Raw genomic sequence first — 25,528 nt, forward strand, 5'->3', positions numbered from 1 at the left:
GAATCGGAAGGAAGTGATTAGATGGCTATCCCATCTATTTCAGTATATAAAATGCCAATTGAATCAGAACTACCAAAAAATAAAGTGAATTGGACGCCAAATCCGAAACGTGCAGTTCTTCTAATTCACGACATGCAAGAATATTTTCTTGATGCATATAGCGATAAAGAATCGCCAAAAGTAGAACTAATTTCAAATATTAAGGTGATAAGAGAAGGATGTAAGGAACTAGGTATACCAGTTGTTTATACAGCACAACCTGGTGGACAAACGTTAGAACAACGGGGGTTATTACAAGACTTTTGGGGTGACGGTATTCCTGCTGGACCAGATAAAAAGAAAATTGTCGATGAACTTACTCCTGATGAGGATGATATATTCCTAACAAAATGGAGATATAGTGCATTTAAAAAGACGAATCTATTAGAAATTTTAAATGAACAAGGAAGAGATCAACTTATTATTTGCGGTATTTATGCGCATATTGGCTGCCTTTTAACAGCTTGTGAAGCTTTTATGGATGGTATCCAGCCATTTTTTGTAGCAGATGCAGTTGCTGATTTTTCACTAGAGCATCATAAACAAGCATTGGAGTATGCATCTAATAGGTGTGCAGTAACGACATCAACAAACTTACTATTAAAAGATTTACAAAGTGTAAAAGGCGATGAAAGTGAAGGAATCACTTTACAGGAAGTGCATGAACTAGTTGCACAACTACTCCGAGAGCCAGTAGGGAGTATTGAAGTTGATGAAGACTTATTAAATAGAGGACTTGATTCGGTTAGAATTATGAGTTTAGTAGAGAAGTGGCGCCGCGAAGGGAAAGAAATCACTTTTGCAGATTTAGCAGAACGTCCAACTGTTGATGATTGGTACCGTTTACTATCTTCACAAGCAGCACAAGTGCTGTAACAAATAGACTACATAATAAAGGGGTAGTAAAGAATGCCTAATAGTCAAAAGATTCGTCATTCGTTATCATCTGCGCAGTCTGGTATGTGGTTTGCGCAACAATTAGATCCGCTTAATCCGATTTATAATACTGGGGAATATATAGAAATAAACGGAAATATTAATCATGAAATTTTCGAGTTAGCTGTACGTAAAGTGGTAAAAGAAGCAGAAGCACTTCATGTTCGTTTCGAAGAGGATGAAATTGGCCCATGGCAAGTTATTGAGGGATCGTCAACGTTTCATATGCATTTTATTGACGTTCGTAAAGAAGAAAATCCTGAAGAAGCTGCTAAAGTATGGATGAAAAATGATTTATCTGTACCGATAGATTTAAAAGAAGATAAATTATTTACTGAAGCACTTATTCAAGTTGAAAATAATCGTTTCTTTTGGTATCAGCGCATCCATCACATTGTGATGGATGGCTATGGATTTTCACTTCTTAGCCAAAAGGTAGCGAATGAGTATACATCACTTATAGAAGAAACAAATAAGAATGAAAAGCCATTTGGTTCTCTTGCAAAAATTGTACAAGAAGATAATGAGTATCGTGAATCTAAACAATTTCAGGAAGATCGTACTTTTTGGCTAGAAAAGTTTGCAGATGAACCGGAAGTTATAAGTTTAGCAGAACGAGCGCCGAGAACATCAAATGGATTTTTACGAGAAACTGCTTATCTATCAAATGCTAGTACAAAAACTTTACTAGAAGATATTAATATTTCGTTAACGAGTTGGCCCGAATTTGTTGTAGCCGTAACGAGTATTTACATGCATAAATTAACAGGTGCAAATGATATTGTTTTAGGTTTACCGATGATGGGGCGTCTTGGTTCTGTATCTATTCATACACCAAGCATGGTAATGAATTTAGTTCCACTTCGTCTAAAGTTAACTCCAAATATAACTTTTGCAGAATTAATACAGCAAGTTTCTAAAGAAATTCGAGACGTACGTCGTCATCATAAATATCGTCATGAGGAATTAAGAAGAGACTTAAAGTTACTAGGTGAAAATCAAAGGTTGTTTGGGCCGTTAGTGAATGTTATGCCTTTTGATTATGGGCTTAACTTTGCTGGGAATCGTGGTATTACACATAATTTATCAGCAGGACCTGTTGATGATTTATCGATAAATGTATATAAACGTTTCGATGAAAATGAGTTAATGATTCATTTTGATGCGAATCCGGAAGTATATAACGGCGCGGAACTAGCATTGCATAAAGAAAGATTTATGAGTCTATTAGAATTAGTGATAAATAATTATCATAAAGACGAGCCGATTGGAAAAATAAACATTACTCTTCCTGAAGAAAATCATAAAGTTTTATTGGAATGGAATGAAACGAAGAAAGCTGAAGAGCTAATTAATCTACCTATATTATTTGAAAAACAAGTACAAAAAAATCCAAATAAAATAGCAGTTACTTGTAACGGGATAAAACTTACGTATAAAGAGCTAAATGAACGAGCGAATGAACTAGCACACTATTTATTAGAAGAAGGAATAGAAGTAAATCAGTTTGTAGCCTTAGTATTTCCAAGATCAATAGAAATGGTAGTTAGTATGCTAGCAGTTCTAAAGGCTGGTGCAGCGTATTTACCGATAGATCCAGAATACCCAGCCGAGCGAATTCATTATATAGTAAATGATGCAAATCCAGTTTGTATCATAACACATTCATCTGTTTCATCTACTTTAGTTATAGAAAATGATATTAAAGAAATCATATTAGATAGCGAAGAAACGAAAATAGCGTTAAAAACATATTCTCATATGAATCTACCATTTAAAAATGATGAATCACTTTTAAACCAAGCTTATACAATTTACACTTCAGGATCAACCGGAAATCCAAAAGGTGTAATTGTTACTATGAAAGGTTTAAGTAACTTCTTATTAGCTATGAAAGATATGTTTTCATTAAATGAAAACGATCATTTATTAGCAGTTACAACGTTTGCGTTTGATATTTCTGCTCTAGAAATTTATTTACCTCTTATTAGTGGTGCAAGTTTAACAATTGCACAAAAAGAGGTAATCCAAGAGCCTTCTGCATTAACGACATTGTTACAAGAAGAAAGAGCGACAATTATGCAAGCTACACCGACGCTCTGGCAGGCGTTAATAACTGAATATCCAGAGAGGTTACAAAGGCTAAACGTACTCGTTGGCGGTGAAGCTCTTCCGGCACATTTAGCAAATAAATTAAAAGAATTAGGTTGCTCTATAACTAACTTATATGGACCAACTGAAACGACTATTTGGTCTACTTTCATGAATATTGATGACAGTGAAAATGGTATACCTCCTATTGGAAGACCAATTTGGAATACAGAAGTGTACGTTTTGGATGCAGGGTTACAGCCTGTTCCACCTGGAGTTATCGGTGAATTATATATTGCAGGAGAAGGACTTGCGAACGGATATTTAGGAAAACCTGAGTTAACAGCTGAACGGTTTGTTGCAAACCCTTATGGAAAAGCTGGAGCACGTATGTACCGCACAGGTGATCTTGTGAAATGGCGTAAGGATGGTGTGTTAGAGTACATTAGTCGCGCAGATCATCAAATTAAAATTCGCGGTTTCCGAATTGAATTAGCTGAAATTGAAACGGTATTACAACGACATGAAAATATACAACAAGCAGTGGTAATGGTACGAGAAGATCGTCCAAATGATAAACGAATTATTGCGTATATCGTTGCCGAAGAGAAGGAAATGATTCATCTTTCAGAAATTCGCTCTTATGTTTCAGAAAGTTTAGCGAATTATATGGTACCATCAGCATTTGTTGTGCTAGAAGAATTACCATTAACACCAAATGGTAAAGTTGATAGAAAGAAATTACCTGCTCCTGATTTTAATGGAATGAACAATGAGAGAGTTGCTAGAAATCCGAAAGAAGAAATACTATGTGATTTATTTGCAGAAGTACTTGGTGTTTCGCGAATTAGTATAGATGATAATTTCTTTGAAATGGGTGGCCATTCGCTTCTTGCATCTCGTTTAATGGCAAGAATTCGTGAAACGTTAAGTGTAGAATTAGGAATCGGAAAGCTATTTGAATCACCAACTGTTGCTGAATTAGCGAACCAGTTGGATCGTGCAAAAAGCGCAAGACCAGCTATTAAGAAAGTAAGTAGGCCAAATGAAGTTCCACTTTCATTTGCACAGCGCAGGTTATGGTTCTTAAATTGTTTAGAAGGTCCAAGTCCTACTTATAATATTCCGTTAGTCATTCGTATGTCTGGAAAATTGAATGAGGAAGCACTGCAAGGTGCCTTTTATGATGTAGTTGAGAAACATGAAACACTTAGAACGATTTTCCCGAATTCACTTGGCAGTTCATATCAAAGAATTCTAGAAATGGATAAATTGAATTTAAAAATGATTATAACAAATACATGTAAGGATGAATTAGAAAGTACACTGTCTGAAGCTGTAAGATATAGCTTTAATCTTGATATCGAACCAGCAATTCGTTTGCAACTTTTTAAAGTGAGTGAAAACGAACATGTTTTACTAATTCTTTTGCATCATATTGTAGGAGATGGATGGTCATTACAAGCGTTAACGAGAGACTTTACAGCGGCTTATAAAGCACGATGTCAAGGTGATAGTGTTCAACTAGAAACCCTTCCAGTTCAATACGCAGATTATTCACTATGGCAACAACAGCTATTAGGTGATGAAACAAAACCAGACAGTATTATTTCAACACAATTAGATTTTTGGAAAGAAGAGTTAAAAGGTTTACCAGATCAAATGGAGTTACCTACAGATTATCAGCGCCCAATTGAAACTAGTTATCGCGGGGAAACAATTCATTTTCATTTAGATGAAGGTATGCATAGTAGGTTAGTGGAGCTCGCTCGTAAAAATGGAGTTAGTTTGTTTATGGTGTTGCAAGCAGGACTAAGTGCCTTATTTACAAGATTAGGTGCTGGAACTGATATACCATTAGGTAGTCCGATTGCTGGAAGAAACGACGATGTACTCACGGATATAGTTGGTTTATTTGTAAATACATTAGTGTTACGCACAAATACATCAGGAGATCCAAGTTTTAAAGAATTATTAAATAGAGTGAAACAGGTAAACCTTGCAGCTTATGAAAATCAAGATGTTCCATTTGAACGACTTGTTGAAGTGTTAAACCCAGTACGAACTCGAAATAGTCATCCGCTGTTTCAAGTTATGTTAGCTTTCCAAAATACGCCAGAAGCAACGTTTAATGTACCGGATTTAGAAGCGAGCCTTGAAATTCAAAGTGTTGGTTCTGCAAAATTTGATTTAACATTTGAAATTAGCGAGAGTAACAGAGTTGATGGTAATCCAAACGGCTTACACGGATTGTTAGAGTTTAGTACCGATATATATAAACGTGAAACGGTTCAAAAACTAATAGAACGATTCATTCTATTATTAGATGATGCAGAGAAACATCCGGATCAATCAATTGGTAGATTAGAAATATTAACTTTAGCAGAGCGAAATACAGTTTTAGAAAAGTGGAATGGTGGTTTTCAAATTGTACCTGAAATGACATTGCCACAATTATTTGAAAAGCAGGCTCATGTAAATCAAAATTCTATTGCTATCGTCTTTGAAGATGAAAAGCTAACTTATGAAGAGTTAAATAGAAAAGCGAATAAAATAGCTCGTTTGTTAATAGCGAAAGGAATCGGTCCTGATCAACTTGTTGCTTTAGCGATGCCGAGATCTTTAAATATGGTTGTAAGCTTACTTGCTGTTCTTAAAGCTGGTGCGGGATACCTTCCGTTAGATCCGGATTATCCGTCAGATCGTATTTCGTTTATGTTACACGATGCGAAACCATCATGTGTTTTAACAAATTCAGATGTGGAAATTGAATGTGATGAGGCACTAAAGATTTTAGTTGATGATGTGAACGTAATAGAAGAAATTGAGAAATATAGTGAAGACAATATAGATGAAATGGAGCGCATGAAGCCGTTATCTCCTTCACATATTGCTTACGTTATTTATACGTCAGGCTCAACAGGTAGACCGAAAGGGGTTATGATACCTCATCAAAATGTAGTAAGACTTTTAGGAGCAACTGATCATTGGTTCCAATTTGACGCAGACGATGTGTGGACGATGTTCCATTCATACGCTTTTGATTTCTCGGTTTGGGAAATTTGGGGACCTTTATTATATGGAGGACGTTTAGTTGTAGTACCACATACTGTAAGTCGCTCGCCGAAAGAATTTTTACAGCTTCTTGTTAAGGAAAAGGTTACTGTTTTAAACCAAACTCCATCAGCGTTCTATCAATTGATGCAAGCAGATCGTGAAAATGAAGAGGTTGGTCAAAAATTATCTTTACGATATGTTGTTTTTGGCGGAGAAGCACTTGAACTAAGTCGATTAGAAGATTGGTATAGTCGTCATCCTTATAACGCACCGAAGCTTATTAATATGTACGGAATAACGGAGACGACGGTACATGTTAGTTATATTGAATTAGATGAAAGTATCGTATCTTTACGAGCAAATAGTTTAATCGGGTGCAGTATACCGGATCTTAAAGTATACGTATTAGATAACTATTTACAACCGATGCCACCTGGAGTAGTTGGAGAAATATATGTTGCAGGTGCAGGGCTCGCTCGTGGATATTTAGGAAGAGCAGGATTAACTGCTGAACGTTTTATCGCAGATCCATTTGGTAAGCCAGGTACAAGAATGTATCGTACAGGAGACCTAGCGCGCTGGCGTCAAGGTGGGACGTTAGATTATATAGGACGTGCAGATCATCAAATTAAAATTCGTGGATTCCGAATTGAATTAGGGGAAATAGAAGCGGTAATAATGAAACATCCTAAAGTGGAACAAGTAGCTGTTATTGTACGGGAAGATCAACCAGGGGATAAACGATTAGTTTCTTATATCGTCGCATCAAATAATGAAACGATCGATACGAATGAAATGCGTCAGTATGCTGGAGGTAGTTTGCCAGATTATATGGTTCCATACGCTTTTGTAGTAGTAAATGAGTTACCTTTAACTCCAAACGGTAAATTAGATAGAAAGGCATTGCCAGCTCCAGAATTTATTGCATCATCTTCTAGCCGCGGACCGAGAACACCGCAAGAAGAAATGTTATGTGACTTGTTTACAGAAGTTTTAAGTGTGTCTCAAATTGGAATTGATGATGGATTCTTTGATCTTGGTGGTCATTCACTTCTTGCAGTGCAGCTGATGAGTCGCATTAAAGAGGCACTTGGAGTTGAACTAAATATCGGAACTTTATTTGCAGCACCTACTGTTGCAGGGCTTGCTGAAAGACTTGAAATGGGGAATGGTCAAAGTGCACTTGATGTGTTGCTTCCATTACGAGCAAGCGGAGATCAATTACCACTATTTTGTGTACATCCAGCAGGTGGATTAAGTTGGTGCTATGCAGGACTTATGAAATCTTTAGGAACAGATTATCCAATCTATGGTGTACAAGCACGTGGTATCGCTGAAAATGAAGAACTTCCAAAAAGCTTAGAGGAGATGGCGGCGGATTATTTAAAACACGTTCGTGAAATACAGCCTCACGGACCATATCGTTTACTCGGATGGTCGCTTGGAGGAAATGTTGTTCATGCTATGGCGGCGCAACTTCAAAATGAAGGGGAAGAAGTAGAATTACTCGTTATGCTGGATTCGTATCCTGGTCACTTCTTACCGAATACGGAAGCACCTACTGAAGAAGAAGCGTTAATCGCATTACTTGCTTTAGGTGGATATGATCCAGATAACATGGATGGTAAACCACTTACTATGGAAAGTGCGGTTGCAATACTTCGCAAAGATGGAAGTGCATTAGCAAGTCTTGAGGAAGAGACTATTTTAAACTTGAAAGAAACATATGTAAATTCAGTAGGGTTGTTAGGGAAATACGTGCCAAAAGTTTATAACGGGGATATTTTATTCTTTAGATCTATTGTTATACCAGACTGGTTTGATCCTATTTCTCCAAATACGTGGCTAAATTATTTAGACGGGGAAATCGTGCAGCATGACATTGATTGTAGACATAAAGATTTATGTCAGCCAGGTCCACTTACAGAAATTGGACAAGTGCTAGCGAAATATTTGCAGAATAAGAAAGGGGTAAGTAAAGTATGACGAATCCATTTGAAAATGATAATTACACATATAAAGTATTAATGAATGAGGAGGGCCAGTATTCTCTCTGGCCTGCCTTTCTCGATGTACCAATTGGATGGAATGTCGTACATGAAGAAGCTAGCAGACAAGTTTGCTTAGAATACGTTGAAGTTAACTGGAATGATTTAGAGCCGAAAAAAAATCAAATTAGCGAAAAAATATTAGTAGGAAAACAATAATGAAAGTAAAAATAAATCCAAAAGTAGTTGTAAGCATCGTTTATATAACAGCGATGTTTATGGCTGCGATGGATGCAACGATTGTGAATGTAGCACTGCAAACGATAAGCAAAGAACTGCAAGTGCCCCCATCTGCAATGGGGACTGTAAATGTTGGGTATTTAGTTAGCTTAGCTATTTTCCTTCCGATTTCTGGTTGGTTAGGAGATCGCTTTGGTACGAAAAAAGTATTTTTAACTGCCCTTTTCGTTTTTACAATTGCATCTGCACTATGTGGAATTGCTAATGATATTACTTCATTAAACATTTTTCGTATCATTCAAGGTGCTGGTGGCGGACTTTTAACACCAGTCGGGATGGCGATGTTATTCCGAACATTTTCACCAGAGGAAAGACCAAAAATTTCTCGATTTATTGTACTTCCAATTGCTGTAGCACCAGCGATCGGACCAATTATTGGTGGTTTCTTTGTAGATCAAATGTCTTGGCGCTGGGCATTTTATATTAATCTGCCGTTTGGTATCATTGCGTTGCTATTTGGACTTCTATTTTTAGCAGAGCATATTGAAAAATCGGCTGGTCGTTTTGATTCTCTCGGTTTTGTTCTTTCAGCACCAGGTTTTGCGATGCTCATCTATGCACTCAGTCAAGGCCCGTCAAAAGGTTGGGTTTCTCCAGAAATAATTAGTATTGGGATAGCTGGGATTGTATTACTTACATTGTTTATTATTGTAGAACTTAAAGTAAAGCAACCGATGTTAGATTTACGCTTATTAAAAGAACCGGTCTTTAGAAAAATGAGTCTTATTTCGTTGTTTTCATCAGCTGGTTTACTAGGAATGTTATTTGTTTTTCCGCTTATGTATCAAAATGTAATAGGAGTTTCCGCGCTGGAGTCGGGTCTTACTACATTCCCAGAGGCGATTGGATTAATGATTTCTTCGCAGATTGTACCATGGTCATATAAGAAATTAGGAGCTCGAAAGGTAATCTCTATTGGATTAGTAAGTACGGCGGTTATCTTTATTTTATTAAGTTTTGTAAATCATGATACGAATCCATGGCAAATTCGGGCACTATTGTTTGGCATTGGTATTTTCTTAGGTCAATCTGTCGGTGCGGTTCAATTTTCTGCTTTTAACAATATTGCACCACCTTCTATGGGGAGAGCAACTACTATATTCAATGTGCAAAACCGATTAGGATCTGCAATAGGAGTTGCTGTTTTAGCTAGTATACTATCTGGTTTTGGAAGTAATAACGTACAGAATAATGTACAGTCAGATTTCTTACCATATCAAGCAGCATTAATTGGATCAGCAATATTTTTACTCATAGCATTACTATTTTCTTTACGTATTTCTGATAAAGAGGTAATGTCAAAGAAGAATAAAAGGCCGTTATCTGTATTACCAAAAGAGAAAGAAGTTGTAAATGAATGAGTTGCAGCATGCTAATACTCTTTTAAAATAAAGTGATATTGGCATTTAAAAGGAGAGAGTTTACATGATAGAGAGTAAAGTTGTAGATTCTGTACTAACTCTTAATGAGAATAGTTGTCAAATATGGTGGGCAAGAATTTCAGATTTACAATCATGGCATTACAATTTACTAAATGATGTAGAGCGAGAGAAAGCAAATTCATATCATCATTCGGCAGACCGTGCGCGTTTTATAATAGGTTGTGTAATTAGTAGATTAGTACTTGGAAAGGTACTTTCTATGTCGCCAGTTCAAGTGCCAATTGATCGAATGTGCCCAGTATGTAAATTACAACATGGCAGACCACAGTTACCAGAAGGTATGCCGCAAATATCAGTCTCACATTCGGGTGAGTGGGTTGTTGTTGCATTTACTAAATCTGCACCTGTGGGTGTTGATGTTGAGCAAATGAATCCAAATGTAGATGTTATGAAAATGGCAGAGGGCGTATTAACAGACATTGAAATAGCACAAGTTATGAAGTTACCTGATGAGCAGCGACTAGAAGGATTTTTAACATATTGGACTCGAAAAGAAGCAGTGCTGAAAGCGACAGGTGAAGGACTATTGATCCCACCAGTAGAAATTACAGTATCAGCTCCAAATGACCCTCCAAAATTGTTGATTTTTAAAGATAGACAAGAGTTAGCAGAAAATACAATGATGGAAGATGTAAGACCTAGTTTAGATTATATGGCTTCCATTGCAATATTTAGTAAAGAAGTAACTGAAATTACGCAGTTAGACGCGGTATCGCTATTAAATTATAAATCAATTTAATAAAATATTTTATAGAAGAGGTGTTCCTCATGTTAGTGGCGGAAAATAGAAAAAGCGAATTAACTTATAATGTACAAGCAATTAAAAATATTTTATTTTCTGGAGATACATCATCTATTCTTGCTTTAGAAAAGCTTTTGAATGATACAGTTCAATTTGATGTTCTAGAACAAGAGGTAATTGATAGACAGTACATTCCGAAAGAAGCAAAAAATTTCTTTGATAAAAACGGAACATTTCTTTACCGCGTATCTAATATTAGTTATAAAGATAAGGTGTTATCTGAAAATCTAATTTTTGCAGACACTTCGTTTTTACCCCATACTATAAAGCAAGAATTAGAGGATGGAAATATTCCAGTTGAAAAACTTATAGAAAAGATGGAAGTAAGAAGAAACGTATTATATGAAGGATATCAGCCATCTGGAAATATTATTGAATTGTTTGATGGATGTTCTGTTTCAGCGAATGTTTATCCAACTAGAAAATATCAAATTGTAAGGAACTGCAAATGTATATTTTATATTTGTGAAGTGTATCATGCAGAGAATATACAGGAACTGCTTAAATAAGAAATAAACAAGAAACCAGCCTATAAAATGGCTGGTTTCTTATTTATTTTACAGCTTCTTTTAATTCTTTACCTGCTTTAAATGCTGGAACTTTACCAGCAGCAATCTGAATTTCTTCTCCAGTTTGCGGATTACGCCCTGTACGAGCAGATCTTTCACGCACTTCAAAAGTTCCAAAACCGATCAGTTGCACTTTATCGCCAGATTGTAATGCATTAGCAATTGTGTCAAATACGGATTGTACAGCTGCAGAAGCTTCCTTTTGAGAAATATCAGCTGATTGTGCTACATTTTTAACTAATTCTGTTTTGTTCATGTTTTCACCTCATAAAAAAATTTTTAGAATGAATGTTTTAGTATAATGGTTAGTAAAGATAAAGCTATCTTCGTGATTAGAAAGAATGCTGTATAGTTATGTTAATTTCGTTGAAAGAAACTGAATCCCTGCAATTATAAGGGAATTTATTATGAATTGATGTATACAAAAGCTGTAAAATGAAGATGAGGGGGAGTATACGGATGATCTTTCGTGAAAAGAATGAGAAAGAGAGTATATTAATTCGTCAACATGATCATGGTTTTTTAGCTGGAGAAATTGCAAGCCATATAAAAGAAGATTTTTTTGAAGATAAAACATACTTAAAAGAGACAATTGATGCAATATATGAGCATGATAGAGGATGGATAGAACTTGATAAAGTACCAATTTTGAATGATACTAAAAATATTCCATATACATTTATGGATTGTCCAAGTTCATTACGCTTTGTTTTTTATACAATTGGTTTGAATGAAATTGAAGATTCTAATCCATATGGGGCGTTACTTTGTAGTAAACATTTTTTATCGTTTCCATTAAATGAGGAAGACGAAGAGATGATGTCATTTTATACAGGGGAATTGGAACGACAAAAAAGAATATTGAAAACGTTAACAAAAGAACAATTTGCGATGTTCGATAAACATTATAGATTATTAAAGTTTTGTGATGAACTTTCTTTATATGTATGCATGAATAAGCCTGGTGTAAAAAAGAAAAATGAAATTGATTTGTTTAAAGATGGTTTTGAAGGAACAGAAATGTTTAATAGTAAGGAGGAGAAACTTATTCAAGCTGAGTGGGTGGATGAAGAAACAATTCGAATTATACCGTTTCCATTTAAAACAGAATTTCATGCGTATGTAAAATATAAAACTATAAATAAACATGAAATTAATGAAAAAGGGATTGTAAAAGCTGATAGAGAATCGGAAATGAAGAAACAAAACATTCGTTTCATACAATAAGGAGGCGATGTAAATTGAAAGATTACATGTTAAAACAGTTTGATTATCATGTATGGGCTAATACACGCTTATTCAATCGATTAAAAGAGCTACCAAATTATGAGATAATCTTCAACGAAAAGGTACAGAGTGTATTTCCATCAATTAAGGATACTTTTGCACATATTTATATTACTGATTACGTATGGTTACACATATTACATGGTAAAAGTATGAGTGAGGCAATACAAGATCGTGAAAAACTACAAAAACAAGTCGAAGCAAAGTCGTTACATGAATTAGAAAAAATGTTTATAAATATGGCCAATCAGTATAAAGAATTTCTAAGTACACTAAAAGAAGTAAATGCTGTATTTGTTATTGAGAACCCTTATGTAGGGAAATTAGAAACTTCAATTTTAGAGCTAGTACAACACGTCGTAAATCATGGTACATATCATAGAGGGAATATAACAGCGATGATTCGTCAACTTGGTCATTCCTCGACTATGATGGATTTTGTACTTTATTTACATATGGTTCAGAAGGATAGGGAATAATATAGTTTGAAAAAGGAATGCTGATTATATATGAGTCATTCTTTTTTTGATAGATTAACTGTGGCTTTAAAATAAAGTTATACTGTTTAAAGAAAGCGTTATTTATGTTAGTCATGAAGGCATATTCTTAAACTAATAGTTGTGTTTGTTTAAGTGGATAATAATTAAAACCCACATATTTTGAACAATCATGTTTCAAAATGTGTGAGTTTATTCTATATACAATCGATATTTGTAATGAAATTTGAACTGACTTTATTTCAAGCAAACATTAACTTGCCTGTTTTTTATTGCTTTTTTTAAATTTCTCTGCTTGTAAAAACCGATTTGTTTCAGCGACAACTACACCACTTAATCCAATTAGACCAATTAAGTTTGGTATCGCCATAAGTCCATTCGCAATATCGGCAAATGTCCATACAACACCTAATTTTAAATTAGCGCCAATAGCAATCATAACGATAAAGATTGCTTTATAATATCGTACAGCACCTTGTCCAAATAAATAAGCAACACACTTCTCTCCGTAATACGACCAACCTAAAATAGTAGAGTAGGCGAATAATATAATGGCGATACCGAGAATCATACTACCAGCAGTACCGAATACGGATTGGAATGCTAATGTTGTAGCTTCAACACCAGTTTTACCTGATTTCCATGCGCCTGTAGTAATTAATACTAGCCCCGTAATTGTACATACAATAAATGTATCTAGAAAAGTACCAGTCATAGAAACTAAAGCTTGTTTTGCAGGTGAATCTGTTTTGGCCGCAGCCGCAGCAATAGGAGCACTCCCTAAACCAGCCTCGTTAGCAAATACACCACGCGCCATTCCGATTTGAATTGCAGATGCAACTGTTGCTCCGATAAAACCACCAGCAGCTGCAGTACCTTGAAATGCACCAGAAAAAATAAGTGAAAACGCTTCTGGAATTTGATCAAAGTGATAGAAGATAATAATAAGGCCAGCGATTACATAAAAGAAAGCTTTAATAGGAACGATAAATCCCGTCACTTTCCCGATTTTTTTTACACCGCCTAAAATGACAATAGCGATTAAAAAGGACATTAATATACCAGTTAAAGCAGGGGGTAAAGAGAAATTAATTCGCATTGCCTCTGCAACTGAGTTAGATTGCACCATATTACCGATACCGAAAGAAGCAGTTGCACCGAATATAGCGAATAAAACAGCAAGCCATTTCTTACCTAAGCCACGCTCTAAATAATACATTGGTCCACCTGAGTATTCACCATTTTCATTACTAACACGGTATTTCACTGCAAGGATTGCTTCGGCATACTTTGTTGCCATTCCGAATAAAGCAGTAATCCACATCCAAAAGATTGCGCCGGGTCCACCGATTGTCACAGCAGTTGCGACACCTGCTATATTTCCCATACCAATCGTTGCAGCCATAGCTGTCATCAGTGCTTGGAAGTGACTAATATCTCCAGAAGATGATGTATCCTCTGATTTTTTAAAAGCTAGTTTGTGAGCGTATATTAGTTTACTAAACTGTAAACCTTTTAAGCGCACTGTGAGAATGATACCAGTTCCAACGAGTAGCAACAAAGTTGGTAACCCCCACACATACTGATTAATTTGTTCTAATACTTTACTTACTGTTTCCATCTGTATTCTCCTTTTTTAGAAAAAATAAAAACCACTTCAAGGAAATGAAATGGTCTCTGGAGAAACAAGGGATAGAAAAATAAACCGATACAAATCGGCATTTTCTTTCGCTTGTCTCTGTCCTTTTACCTGAGAGATTATCCGCTAGATTAGCGGATTTGCTCCTTCGGTGCTCGTTTTCCTCCGCGCTATACAAAAGCGAGAGGGAGTCTCTCCAGAGATTCGTCCCCATGCAGTTCTACTTGTAAACAAGACCTGAGAGTTTCAAAGTTGGTTCAGCAACTTTTTGCCCCGTCGGTAGATCAATAGACCTTCTCCTGAATGGTTCATCCGAATTATAAAATTAAAAACGTAAACGCATTGATTGTGTATAGAATCAATAAAAATATTATAGATATACAATTAGTGAAATGCAATCATTTTTTATTTTGAAATAGTAAATAAACTTATTTTTTTGATATTCCTAATTTATCTTCTATTTCATGATCCCGGGGAGATTATTTATTATATATTTGAAAAACGAATGGTGATAAAAGAGATGGGACGTAAATGACACCGTAGGATTCTTTACGTCCTACTCTCAAAATTTCAACTCTGAATTGTTTGAATTATAATTGTTGTATGTGTGGAATAAACCAATATTTTATAGGGAAATGAGTTGATAAATTGCCAAGAATAAAAAAAATAGGGCGTTTTTGTCCTGTGGATGATAAAGGATTTATTATAAACGATGCACATTTTAATAAAATTCAGCCTGTGTTTTTGGAGGTAATACAAGAAATAAAGGATACTTGTTGTCAATTTTTGCGGGATGATTTGCACAGTGTTTATATAAGGGGTTCTATTCCAAGAGGGATTGGGATAGAAGGGATTGCAGATGTAGATATGATTATATTAGTTCGAAAGGATCCTCAAGTAATAGACTTAAGCTGGAGAAAGAAGCTAGAAGTCCAAATTACACAGCAGTTTAATTGTATATCAGGAGTGGAGTTAAGTTTTTATAGTGAAAAAGAAGTAATAAACTCAGAAGATTTTTCTTTTATAGGATTTATGATTCAGACACATAGTGTATGTATATTAGGGGAAGACGTAAAATTATATTTACCTAAATATAAAGTAAGTCAGGAGATAGTGTATGAACATCTCATTCATTTGCGGAAACAAATTGAACAAACACACGAAGAGTTAATTCATAATAAGGACGTGGATGATATAGAGGATTGTTGTCGTTGGATCATGAAGATAGTAGTCAGGGCAGGTCTAGCATTAACAATTGATAGAGAAGGGCTTTATTCCAGGGACTTATATCCAGCATATGAGTTATTTAGTAAGCATTTTCCCGAACAAGAAAAAAATATGAGGAAAGCACTACAATATGTAATTGAGCCGATAAAAGATATAGAAGAAATATTATCATTTTTAGATACGTTTGGTGATTGGTTAATAGAAAAAGCAGAGGATTCTTTGAAAAATACACAATTTCAATAAACTATAATTTAATTATGTAAACAGATTATATTGAAGCAAAGAAGAGAGGCGAGATATTTGGATTTTTACATTGTGGATATATTTTCGCAAGGTAAGTATTCAGGTAATCAACTTGCAGTGTTTATGGCAAATCAGGAATTTTCTAGTTAGGAAATCAATAATCTAAATGCCCGTGATTTTGCAGATTATTATGGAATCCCAGAGGATGCGGCAACAGGAAGCTCAAATGGATTTTTAGCGGCGTATCTTATAAAATATCGTTATTTTGGAACTGAAAAGATAAATATTCGTGTTGAACAAGGTTATGAGATAAATCGCCATTCTCTAATACATATACAAGCGGAGGTGATTGAGAGTAAAATTAATGTTTGCGTTGGTGGAAAAGTAGAAAGTATTGCAAGTGGGAAATGAACCGTATCATAAGGGGGATTAGAAATGCTATTAAAAACAATATTTTGCAAGGTGGAAGAAGAGAAAAGGGAATTGTTTTCTGATGCACAAGAAAAATGGCGTGATTTACAGTATTTAGACGGATTCCATGGACAATTTGGTGGGTGGAATGAAGAAGAAGCGTGTGTATATACTTTATGGGAAGATAGAAATGCATATCAATCATTCATGAATGATGCTCATGATACAATTTTTTTAAATAGTAATCAAGAAGGCACATATATTTCCTGTAATATTGAAATGTTTCAAACGTTGTATGATATAACAGAAACTCCTTTGAAAGACGTAATTGCACAAGGGTCATTTGTAAGAGTTGCAATTTGCGATGTGAAAGAAGGAAAAGAAAAGAATTTTTTACATACGCAAGAAACAATTTGGAATAAAGGAATGGAAAATGCAAAAGGGATATTAGGTGGAGTTGTAGGGAAGTCTTTAAAGAATGAAAATCGTTACATAGTATTAACTTATTGGCAAGATGAAATAGTACATGAACGTTATATGAAAGAAATTTTTCCTGAGTTATATCAGTTAGCAAATGTAAATGAGTATGTTGAAAATATAAATGGAAAGAAAGTTATTAGGAAGGAAGAATGGTCTGTTGCCGCTTCGAAATAAAGTTAGAACTTGTTAAAGTAGCTGGTTTAGATAAAGTTGAAATGGAACGTTTGTTCTTGTATAATTGTTTTGTACAAGAACAAGAGGGGGTATTTAAATGAGTAAAGTTTTAAGATTTGAATTGCAAGTTCCAAACCCTGAAGAAGCTATTCAATTTTATACAAATAGTTTTGGATGGAAGTTTGAAAAAATGCCTGGGCCACATGACTATTGGTTCATAATTACAGGTGAGAGTGATAGACCTGGTATCGATGGTGGATTAATGAAATCACCTGATGGTGCTACTAGGACGACTAATTCGATTGAAGTACCTTCAGTTGATGAGTACATAAAGAAAGTTACTGAAAATGGTGGACAAGTAGTTGTACCTAAAACTGCTATTCCTAATATGGGTTACTTTGCTTATTGTATAGATAATCAAGGGCTTCTTTTTGGAGTATGTGAAGAAAATATTGAAGCATAAAAAATTAGGGGCTTTTGAGATTACTTTGTTTGTTGAACGATATTGAATGATGTTTTCAATTAAAGGTTATAATTATTAAAAACCCTTTTGTATAAAAACTAGTATTATTTTAGCTGAAGAAGGATCCATTTTGATTATTTTCAAAAGGATTCTTTTTTGTTTTTCACATATTGTGAGTTATTTAGGCATTATTAATCAAACTTATATCGGTATATTATCTATGAAAAAAGTAAATAAATGATGTTATATTCAAGGGTTAATCTATTGACTGCTAAACAGTTTGAGGTGAAAAGGAAAAGAGGACCAATTATTTTCGTGTAAACATGTAATTAAGTGAAGACGTCATATACCCTTTCATGTTAATATATTTAAGTTATAATAGGAGGCTTACCCTTTTGTATTGTACGGTAGAAGCAGTGTGAGCTTGAAATTTTTTATGAAAAGGATGTGCCTAACTTGCGTATCAATAAATTTATTAGTGAAGCTGGAAAAGCGTCTCGACGTGGAGCAGATAAGTTAATTAACGAGAGAAAAGTAATTATTAACGGTAAGGTTGCAAAAATTGGTGACCAAGTAAATCCAGGTGATGACGTACGAGTAAATGGAGAGCAACTTCGTATTGCTCGAGACCATGTGTATATCGCTTTAAATAAACCAGTAGGTATTACATGTACAAGTGAAAAAGCAGTAAAAGGTAATATTATCGATTTAGTGAATCATCCTTTACGAATCAATCACATTGGACGTCTCGATAAAGACTCAGACGGTTTAATTTTGTTAACGAATGATGGCGATATCGTTAATGAGATTTTACGTGCTGAAAACAAACATGAGAAAGAATATATCGTTTCAGTAGATAAGCCGATTACACCGGAGTTTTTAGAGAAAATGGCAGCAGGTGTTAAAATTTTAGATACAAAAACTCTTCCTTGTGAGATTACACAGTTATCAAAATATGAGTTCCAAATTATTTTAACGCAAGGATTGAATCGTCAAATTCGCCGTATGTGTGAAGCTTTAGGTTATCAAGTATACACGTTAAAACGTACGAGAATTATGAATATTGAGTTGAATAATTTACCAGTTGGACAGTGGAGAGATTTATCGAAAAAAGAGAAAAAACGACTATTTTCAGATTTGAATTACGAACCACAAGATTGGTAAAAAAGAGAAGGGGAAATCAAAAAATGTTTTTGGTTTCTTTTTTTATTGAATAAAAAATGTATTTTTAACACTTGTAAAAATGGATTGAATAGGATATATTAAATAACAATAAATGGATTTGTTACAAAAGCAAAGAAAAGGACACGAGTTATTTTAAACGGTTATACAGAGAGGGAAGAAAAGCTGAGAACTTCCTAACGCAGAAAAATAACTTACCACCTTAGAGCTGCACTGGGGAAATCAAGTATCTAGTGCCGTGTAAGCGACGTTATCGCAAAAGAAGCCATTATGTTTTTTGTGATGGGAATCTGGGTGGAACCACGAATATAAGCATATTCGTCCCTATTTACTAGGGATGAATATGCTTTTTTATATTTTATTTCATAATAAGCGAAGAAAAGGACATGAGTTATTTTAACCGGTTATACAGAGAAGGAAGGAAAGCTGAGAACTTCCTAACGCAGAAAAATAACTTACCACCTTAGAGCTGCACTGGGGAAATCAAGTATCTAGTGCCGTGTAAACGACGTTACCGTAAAAGAAGCCATTACATTTTTGTGATGGGAATCTGGGTGGAACCACGGGTAAAAGCACACTCGTCCCTATTTTAGGGATGAGTGTGCTTTTTATTATGAAATGGAGAGATGAAAAATGAAAGAACAGATGATCGAAATTAAATTTCCAGATGGTAGCGTTAAAGAATTTGTGAAAGGTATTACTTTAGAAGAAATCGCTGGTTCGATTAGTAGCAGCTTGAAAAAGAAAGCAGTCGCAGGAAAAGTTAATGAGCAGTCTTTTGATTTACGACGAAACATTGAAGAGAATGCAGAAGTAGAAATTATTACTATTGACTCAAATGAAGGTGTAGAAATTGCAAGACACTCTGCGGCACATATATTAGCGCAAGCTGTGAAAAGAATTTATGGTGATGTGAAGCTTGGAGTAGGGCCAGTTATTGAGAATGGATTTTATTATGATATGGATCTTCAAAGTAGTGTAAACGTAGAAGATTTACCGAAAATAGAAAAAGAAATGAAAAATATTATAAATGAAAATGTAAAGATAGAACGAGTTGAAATCTCTCGAGAAGAAGCAAAAAAACTGTTTCAAGAAATGAATGATAGTTTGAAATTAGAGCTTTTAGAAGCAATTCCTAATGAGGAAAGTGTAACACTTTATAAACAAGGTGAATTTGTAGATTTATGTAGAGGACCACATTTGCCATCTACTGGTTATCTGAAAGCATTTCAATTAACTCATGTTTCTGGTGCATATTGGCGAGGTGATAGTAACAATCAAGTGCTTCAGCGTATATACGGTGTGGCATTTGCTTCACAAAAAGAATTAGAAAATTATTTGCATTTTGTTGAAGAGGCTGCGAAGAGAAATCATCGGAAATTAGGTAGTGAACTTGAATTGTTTATGTTTTCGGAAGAGGCTCCGGGAATGCCGTTTTACTTGCCAAAAGGACAGATTATTCGCAATGAATTAGAAGCATTTTTAAGAAAAATTCAAAATGAGTACAATTATCAAGAAGTGCGCACTCCATTTATGATGAATCAAGAATTATGGGAGAAGTCAGGACACTGGGGACATTACAAAGACAATATGTATTTCTCAGAAGTGGATCATAAAAGTTTTGCATTAAAACCGATGAACTGCCCAGGCCATATGCTTATGTTTAAAAATAAATTACATTCTTATCGTGAATTACCGATTCGTATGTGTGAGTTCGGTCAAGTGCATCGACATGAATTTAGTGGCGCTTTAAACGGATTATTAAGAGTTCGTACTTTCTGCCAAGATGATGCTCATTTATTTGTAACACCAGAACAAATTGAAGATGAAATCAAATCAGTAATGGCGCAAATTGATTACGTATATAAAACTTTTGGATTTGAGTATGAAGTAGAGCTTTCTACTCGTCCAGAAGATTCAATGGGTGATGATAAATTATGGGAGCAAGCAGAAGCAGCATTAGCAAATGTATTACAATCATTAAATTATAAATATAGATTAAATGAAGGTGATGGTGCATTTTACGGACCGAAAATTGATTTCCATATTAAAGATGCTTTAAATAGAAGTCATCAGTGCGGAACAATCCAGCTTGATTTCCAAATGCCAGAGAAATTTGATTTAAATTATATAGATGAGAATAATGAAAAGAGAAGACCAGTTGTCATTCACCGAGCAGTTTTAGGATCTTTAGATCGTTTCTTAGCAATATTAATTGAGCACTTTGGAGGCGCGTTCCCAGCGTGGGTGGCACCGGTTCAAGTGAAAGTAATTCCAGTTTCAAATGCAGTACATGAACAGTATGCAAAAGAAATTGAAGATAAACTAAAACAAGCGGGTATTCGTGTTGAACGGGATATTCGAAGTGAAAAATTAGGATATAAAATAAGAGAAGCGCAAATGCAGAAAGTTCCATATGTCCTTGTTATTGGTGATAAAGAAATGGAAAGCAAAGCTGTAAATGTACGAAAATATGGGGAAGAGAAGTCGGAAGTTGTTGAACTAGATGCGTTTGTGGAAAGTATGAAAGAGGAAATAAAAAATAGGAAATAGAGATTGATAATAAAACACACCATTAATTCTGTAATACTGAATTTAAAGTAATTAAAGATATATTAAATAACAATAATAAACGCAGAGAAGGGATAGCTTAATTGCTATCCCTTCATTTTAATTTCACTATTTAATCCCATTGGTTGAAGAAAGTTGTTGTCTGTATTTATTGAGTGAATTCGTCGCTTTTGTACTCCAAAATATCACCTGGTTGACAACCTGAATTCTTACATATCGCTTCTAATGTTGAAAAACGAACCGCTTTTGCTTTCCCATTTTTCAGAATGGAAAGATTCGCCATCGTAATCCCAACCCTCTCCGAAAGCTCCATTATGCTCATTTTTCGTTTTGCTACATCACATCAATATTAATAATAATTTCCATATCCTCCACCTCAGACAGTTAAATCATTTTCTGATTTTATATTAATAGCTTCTTGTAAAAGCCTTTGGAGAACAGCAGCAAAAACGGCGATCGCCATAGAGGCGAAAATGATGGTCAATCCGATTGGTATGAAACTTGGAGGATCAATTTTTTTCGCCATGAGATAGTAGAGTGGCATACCTAGCAAGTACAAGGTACTGATCGTGATGGCACAGTATTTTATATTCTTTAAAGCCTTTACTGATAATTCCGAGAACTCTTGGTTCTTATCAATATAGCTTAAAAGTTTAAAAGCTTGATACAGAGCAAAGTAAAAAGGTATCGCTGCCGCGTACATATCGATTAAAATGAGAGATTTCATATAAGCAATATCCGGATACAATTCTCCAGCAAAATTCCCGATCTTAGGCACCAAAAATATGCACAATGCAAGAACTGGGATTCCTATAAAAATAATAGCTAGCTTTAAAAAGAGTGTCGTAACTTGTTTCATAAAAAGCACCTCGCTTATGCAATAACAACATGATTTTACTATGAAATTTATCGTTTTGCAATAAAATTGTATTGTTTTTTATTTTATTATTATTGTTATTGAAATATCTTTTTAATTTTGATGAAAATAAAAAGCATTTCTCATTCCAAAGAAATGCTCTTATGAAGTGGTATGTTTTATTTTACCTTACAAAAATGTAAGGTAAATGTAAGGGAAATCGAATGAAAGGATTTTAGAAAAATGAGAATATTAAGCAGAGAAATCGTTTGTATTTCTTATGTATCTCAATCTGCATTTGGAAAATTTAAAAATTCTTAAGAATTTTTATGAGAAAAATATAAGAAATATATGGGAAATTTATACTATACAAAAGGGATGGAGTGAAAGAGATGTCAACAAATGTAGTTACTGTAGAAAGTGTAGAAAAAACGTATGGGAAAAGAAATGAGAATCAGTCAAAAGCATTAAGGGGTGTTTCATTAAGTATTAAAGAAGGGGAGTTTGTAGGGATTATGGGTCCTTCTGGATCTGGTAAAACTACATTGCTAAATGTGATTAGTACACTTGATCAAGCGACAGGTGGCAGTGTAACAATAGCTGGCACAAATATTACTTCTATGAAGGGGAATGCATTATCAGATTTTCGTTCTCAAAAATTAGGATTTATTTTTCAAGACTTTAATCTACTAGAAAATTTATCAATTTATGAAAATATCGCTTTACCACTTTCCCTGCAAGGCGTACCGTCAAGTGAGATTACTGGAAAAGTAAATGAAGTAGCAAAGAAATTAGGGATTACTGAAATTTTAACAAAATATCCGACTGCTGTTTCTGGTGGACAAAAACAAAGAACAGCGGCAGCACGAGCTTTAGTACATAATCCGGCAATCGTATTAGCAGATGAACCGACAGGAGCACTTGATAGTAAAAATGCAAAAAGTTTATTAGAAGCGATGCAAGATTTACATGAAAATCACAATGTCAGTATTTTGATGGTAACACACGATGCATTTAGTGCGAGTTACTGTGAGCGTATTTTATTTATTCAAGATGGTCTACTTTATAAAGAGTTAAATCGTCAAGGAACACGAGAAAATTTCTATCAAGACATTTTAGGTGTGCTTGCCCAAATGGGCTCAGCAGCTGAGCCTAAGTAAGGGGGCGAGACTATGTTATTCAAATTATCACGTCATAGTATGAAAAAAATGTTAAAGGATTATATGGTTTTACTTATTGGTCTAGTCATTAGTATTAGTATTTTTTACATGTTCCAAACGATGGCGATGAATAGTGAATTTACAAAAGATAATAGTCTCATTAGTAGTATTAGGCTCGTCTTCTGGGTTGGTGCAATATTGCTCTCATTCATTACAGTTTTTTACATCATTTATGCCAATTCTTTTTTACTTACATTAAGAAGAAAAGAACTCGGTATGTACATGATGCTTGGAGCGAAAAAGAAAAAAGTAGCGCAATTATTATTTATTGAGACTTTTGGTATGGGTATTGTCAGTATTATTATCGGTATTTTAGTAGGAATCATACTAGCTAGTATCGCAGGAAATTTTTTAATGAATGGAATGGAAATTTCAGCAAAAGGTAATTACGCATCTGTATACACACCAGCTATATTAGTTACATCTATTTTCTTCTTAATATTATTTTTCATTACTGGTGTAATGAATAGTTTCCGATTATTACGTAAAACAGAATTAGAGTTAATACGTGAAGACGAAACGCAAGATGAAGTGAAGAAAAGTAAAGCTCGCACAGTTATTATGACAGTACTAGGTGTATTGCTAGTAAGTACAGGATACTATTTTATGGTAAATATAAAAATGTTTGCTGAACTAGGATTTATAATAGCGACAATTGTTACGACATTAGGAACGTATTTCATTTTCAGCTCGTTACTCCCACTTTTTGTAATGAAAATTAAGGGGAATAAAAAACGAAATGAAACGGGATTAAATAGTTTTACTTATGCACAGTTACGTTTTCGAGTAACTAGTTTATCGAGAGTACTAGGCACTGTAGCGATGTTAATTGCATTAGGTGCAGGTGCCATGACAGCAGGTATGGCGTTTCAAAAGAATGTAGGTATTATGACAGACTTCTCACGTGTATATGATGTCGTAATTCATGATCCAAATGAACAAGATAAAGCAGCATTAAAAGAAATGGAAATTGTTGAAGAAAGCAAGTATAAGTATAAAGTAGATGGAGAAGCGGTTTATTATTTACGTAACGACTTAACTGAAAAACCACCACTTATTTCAGATCATTTTGATACAAAAACTTTAAAAGAACCTGCTCGTAAACGTGTAAATGAGCCTTTGGCAGAGCCTTTATATACATCTATGGAAGCTCAAAAAAATGAGAATAAATTGCCTAACATGCCGAAAGATTGGGAGGATGCAATTGCAAGCGAACTGCAAATTACATTTAATCAATTTAACGGAAAACCTGTAAGGATTGCTGATGAGGAAAACTATAAAGCGGTTCAAGGAACGGAACATAGTGTAACTTTAGTAAGAGTAGACGATATGAAAAAATATAAACCACTGTTGATCGAAATAGATAAGAGACAAGAAGAAGTAATTGAAAAAACAACAGGTACAAAAGTAGACTTATATACGAAAATGACAATTTATCAGTTCATGAATAGTTTCATGAGCGGAACAATGTTTATGGGATTTTTCCTTGGAATTGCATTTTTAGCGATGATGGCGAGTTCTCTTATGTTTAAAATATTAACAGGAGCTTCTCGTGATGTACGCCGTTATGAAATGCTACGAAAAATCGGTGTGAGGCGTAGTATGTTAACAAAAAGTATATATAAAGAAATCTCATATTTATTTATCTTCCCAGCAATTATTGGGATTTCCCACGTTTTAGTAGGGCTTAACTTATTCAGCTTCATATTAGTTGACCCATTTGTAAAAGTGTGGATGCCAATAGGAATCTTCATAGTAATTTATTTCATTTATTATTGGATTACTGTCCAACTTTATAAAGGTATGGTAATGCCGAAAGAAGAGGTGGTGAAATAGTTTAACGAAAGAGTCCTTGTTATGAAAACAAGGGCTTTTTTCTATGTGTGTTATACATAGGTACGTGTACGCAAGATGTTGTCAAGAATCAATACTTTAAATTCGTAAGGGGATATTGAAAGTTTAGAAAATATTAAGAATTAATGTAGTAGAAAGTTAAGAAGTGTATGGGAAATTAATAATGCACAAAAAGATTGGGATGAAATAGAAAAGTGTAA

At 34.5% G+C, this 25,528-nt stretch carries 19 protein-coding genes, 1 pseudogene, 1 riboswitch and 2 other annotated features; of the genes and pseudogenes, 16 read left to right on the top strand and 4 right to left on the bottom strand.

Annotation, left to right across the window (positions count from 1 at the left end; translation table 11 throughout):
• Positions 1-21: 21 nt before the first annotated feature.
• From EXW56_RS11325 to EXW56_RS11350, 6 genes are all read left to right on the top strand, one after another.
• The gene (locus EXW56_RS11325) at positions 22-915 is read left to right on the top strand and encodes an isochorismatase family protein (protein ID WP_215558440.1); all 894 of its coding nucleotides are present in this window, start codon (positions 22-24) and stop codon (positions 913-915) included.
• A gap of 33 nt (positions 916-948) precedes the next feature.
• Positions 949-8,109, top strand: coding sequence for an amino acid adenylation domain-containing protein (locus EXW56_RS11330; RefSeq protein WP_215597479.1), 7,161 nt, complete (start codon positions 949-951; stop codon positions 8,107-8,109).
• On the top strand, positions 8,106-8,330 hold the full coding sequence (locus EXW56_RS11335) for an MbtH family protein (RefSeq protein ID WP_000184075.1): 225 nt from the start codon (positions 8,106-8,108) through the stop codon (positions 8,328-8,330). The genes EXW56_RS11330 and EXW56_RS11335 overlap by 4 nt, the downstream gene beginning before the upstream one ends.
• Entirely contained in the window at positions 8,330-9,772 is a 1,443-nt protein-coding gene (locus EXW56_RS11340) for an MDR family MFS transporter (protein WP_215597480.1), read from the top strand. The genes EXW56_RS11335 and EXW56_RS11340 overlap by 1 nt, the downstream gene beginning before the upstream one ends.
• 64 nt (positions 9,773-9,836) lie before the next feature.
• Entirely contained in the window at positions 9,837-10,592 is a 756-nt protein-coding gene (gene sfp / locus EXW56_RS11345; protein ID WP_215597481.1) for a 4'-phosphopantetheinyl transferase Sfp, read from the top strand.
• A gap of 29 nt (positions 10,593-10,621) precedes the next feature.
• Positions 10,622-11,164, top strand: coding sequence for a chorismate pyruvate-lyase family protein (locus tag EXW56_RS11350; RefSeq protein WP_215597482.1), 543 nt, complete (start codon positions 10,622-10,624; stop codon positions 11,162-11,164).
• A gap of 43 nt (positions 11,165-11,207) precedes the next feature.
• On the opposite strand, the gene EXW56_RS11355 is transcribed toward EXW56_RS11350, so the two are convergent.
• Entirely contained in the window at positions 11,208-11,480 is a 273-nt protein-coding gene (locus EXW56_RS11355) for an HU family DNA-binding protein (protein WP_002200559.1), read from the bottom strand.
• A 203-nt stretch (positions 11,481-11,683) separates the two neighbouring features.
• On the opposite strand from EXW56_RS11355, the gene EXW56_RS11360 reads away from it, so the two are divergent.
• The gene (locus EXW56_RS11360; protein ID WP_002200558.1) at positions 11,684-12,451 is read left to right on the top strand and encodes a DUF3891 family protein; all 768 of its coding nucleotides are present in this window, start codon (positions 11,684-11,686) and stop codon (positions 12,449-12,451) included.
• A gap of 14 nt (positions 12,452-12,465) precedes the next feature.
• Positions 12,466-12,990, top strand: coding sequence for a DinB family protein (locus tag EXW56_RS11365; RefSeq protein ID WP_215597483.1), 525 nt, complete (start codon positions 12,466-12,468; stop codon positions 12,988-12,990).
• Positions 12,991-13,261: 271 nt separating this feature from the next.
• Here the strand turns inward: EXW56_RS11365 and EXW56_RS11370 are convergent, their stop codons facing one another.
• On the bottom strand, positions 13,262-14,629 hold the full coding sequence (locus EXW56_RS11370) for an alanine/glycine:cation symporter family protein (protein WP_215597484.1): 1,368 nt from the start codon (positions 14,627-14,629) through the stop codon (positions 13,262-13,264).
• Positions 14,630-14,736: 107 nt separating this feature from the next.
• Positions 14,737-14,857, bottom strand: a riboswitch (glycine riboswitch).
• Positions 14,858-15,295: 438 nt separating this feature from the next.
• Here EXW56_RS11370 and EXW56_RS11375 point away from each other — a divergent pair.
• From EXW56_RS11375 to thrS, 6 genes are all read left to right on the top strand, one after another.
• A complete protein-coding gene (locus tag EXW56_RS11375; protein WP_002200555.1) occupies positions 15,296-16,117 on the top strand; it encodes a hypothetical protein in 822 nt (273 codons plus the stop codon).
• A gap of 153 nt (positions 16,118-16,270) precedes the next feature.
• Positions 16,271-16,528 carry a PhzF family phenazine biosynthesis protein gene (locus EXW56_RS11380; protein ID WP_080013771.1) on the top strand — a complete coding sequence of 86 codons (258 nt, stop codon included), beginning with the start codon at positions 16,271-16,273 and terminating at the stop codon, positions 16,526-16,528.
• A gap of 24 nt (positions 16,529-16,552) precedes the next feature.
• A complete protein-coding gene (locus tag EXW56_RS11385; RefSeq protein ID WP_002200554.1) occupies positions 16,553-17,182 on the top strand; it encodes a YdbC family protein in 630 nt (209 codons plus the stop codon).
• Positions 17,183-17,279: 97 nt separating this feature from the next.
• Positions 17,280-17,645: a VOC family protein gene (locus tag EXW56_RS11390; protein WP_215597485.1), complete on the top strand. Its 366-nt coding sequence runs from the start codon at positions 17,280-17,282 to the stop codon at positions 17,643-17,645.
• Between the two features lie 456 nt (positions 17,646-18,101).
• Positions 18,102-18,809 (top strand): pseudouridine synthase, encoded by a 708-nt coding sequence (locus tag EXW56_RS11395; protein WP_002200551.1) that lies wholly within the window; start codon positions 18,102-18,104, stop codon positions 18,807-18,809.
• A 123-nt stretch (positions 18,810-18,932) separates the two neighbouring features.
• Positions 18,933-19,156 (top strand) — a binding site (T-box leader).
• A 37-nt stretch (positions 19,157-19,193) separates the two neighbouring features.
• Positions 19,194-19,416 (top strand) — a binding site (T-box leader).
• 44 nt (positions 19,417-19,460) lie between these two features.
• A complete protein-coding gene (thrS, locus tag EXW56_RS11400) occupies positions 19,461-21,380 on the top strand; it encodes a threonine--tRNA ligase (RefSeq protein WP_002200550.1) in 1,920 nt (639 codons plus the stop codon).
• A 166-nt stretch (positions 21,381-21,546) separates the two neighbouring features.
• Here the strand turns inward: thrS and EXW56_RS11405 are convergent.
• Both EXW56_RS11405 and EXW56_RS11410 read right to left on the bottom strand, forming a co-directional pair.
• A pseudogene (locus tag EXW56_RS11405) lies at positions 21,547-21,764 on the bottom strand (helix-turn-helix domain-containing protein).
• 10 nt (positions 21,765-21,774) lie between these two features.
• On the bottom strand, positions 21,775-22,257 hold the full coding sequence (locus EXW56_RS11410) for a DUF2975 domain-containing protein (protein WP_002200548.1): 483 nt from the start codon (positions 22,255-22,257) through the stop codon (positions 21,775-21,777).
• A 380-nt stretch (positions 22,258-22,637) separates the two neighbouring features.
• Here EXW56_RS11410 and EXW56_RS11415 point away from each other — a divergent pair, with 380 nt between their 5' ends.
• Together EXW56_RS11415 and EXW56_RS11420 are read left to right on the top strand one after the other, a co-directional pair.
• Positions 22,638-23,414 (top strand): ABC transporter ATP-binding protein, encoded by a 777-nt coding sequence (locus EXW56_RS11415; protein WP_080013719.1) that lies wholly within the window; start codon positions 22,638-22,640, stop codon positions 23,412-23,414.
• 12 nt (positions 23,415-23,426) lie between these two features.
• Entirely contained in the window at positions 23,427-25,310 is a 1,884-nt protein-coding gene (locus tag EXW56_RS11420) for an ABC transporter permease (RefSeq protein ID WP_002200546.1), read from the top strand.
• Positions 25,311-25,528: the final 218 nt, after the last annotated feature.

Source organism: Bacillus mycoides (assembly GCF_018742245.1).
GTDB classification, from domain to species: domain Bacteria; phylum Bacillota; class Bacilli; order Bacillales; family Bacillaceae_G; genus Bacillus_A; species Bacillus_A cereus_U.

What these genes read in the sequence shown, in the direction of transcription:
- EXW56_RS11325 (WP_215558440.1), top strand. Translation starts at nt 22, where the DNA reads ATGGCTATCCCATCTATTTCAGTATATAAAATGCCAATTGAATCAGAA.
- EXW56_RS11330 (WP_215597479.1), top strand. Translation starts at nt 949, where the DNA reads ATGCCTAATAGTCAAAAGATTCGTCATTCGTTATCATCTGCGCAGTCT.
- EXW56_RS11335 (WP_000184075.1), top strand. Translation starts at nt 8,106, where the DNA reads ATGACGAATCCATTTGAAAATGATAATTACACATATAAAGTATTAATG.
- EXW56_RS11340 (WP_215597480.1), top strand. Translation starts at nt 8,330, where the DNA reads ATGAAAGTAAAAATAAATCCAAAAGTAGTTGTAAGCATCGTTTATATA.
- sfp (WP_215597481.1), top strand. Translation starts at nt 9,837, where the DNA reads ATGATAGAGAGTAAAGTTGTAGATTCTGTACTAACTCTTAATGAGAAT.
- EXW56_RS11350 (WP_215597482.1), top strand. Translation starts at nt 10,622, where the DNA reads ATGTTAGTGGCGGAAAATAGAAAAAGCGAATTAACTTATAATGTACAA.
- EXW56_RS11355 (WP_002200559.1), bottom strand. Translation starts at nt 11,480, where the DNA reads ATGAACAAAACAGAATTAGTTAAAAATGTAGCACAATCAGCTGATATT.
- EXW56_RS11360 (WP_002200558.1), top strand. Translation starts at nt 11,684, where the DNA reads ATGATCTTTCGTGAAAAGAATGAGAAAGAGAGTATATTAATTCGTCAA.
- EXW56_RS11370 (WP_215597484.1), bottom strand. Translation starts at nt 14,629, where the DNA reads ATGGAAACAGTAAGTAAAGTATTAGAACAAATTAATCAGTATGTGTGG.
- EXW56_RS11385 (WP_002200554.1), top strand. Translation starts at nt 16,553, where the DNA reads ATGCTATTAAAAACAATATTTTGCAAGGTGGAAGAAGAGAAAAGGGAA.
- EXW56_RS11390 (WP_215597485.1), top strand. Translation starts at nt 17,280, where the DNA reads ATGAGTAAAGTTTTAAGATTTGAATTGCAAGTTCCAAACCCTGAAGAA.
- thrS (WP_002200550.1), top strand. Translation starts at nt 19,461, where the DNA reads ATGAAAGAACAGATGATCGAAATTAAATTTCCAGATGGTAGCGTTAAA.
- EXW56_RS11410 (WP_002200548.1), bottom strand. Translation starts at nt 22,257, where the DNA reads ATGAAACAAGTTACGACACTCTTTTTAAAGCTAGCTATTATTTTTATA.
- EXW56_RS11420 (WP_002200546.1), top strand. Translation starts at nt 23,427, where the DNA reads ATGTTATTCAAATTATCACGTCATAGTATGAAAAAAATGTTAAAGGAT.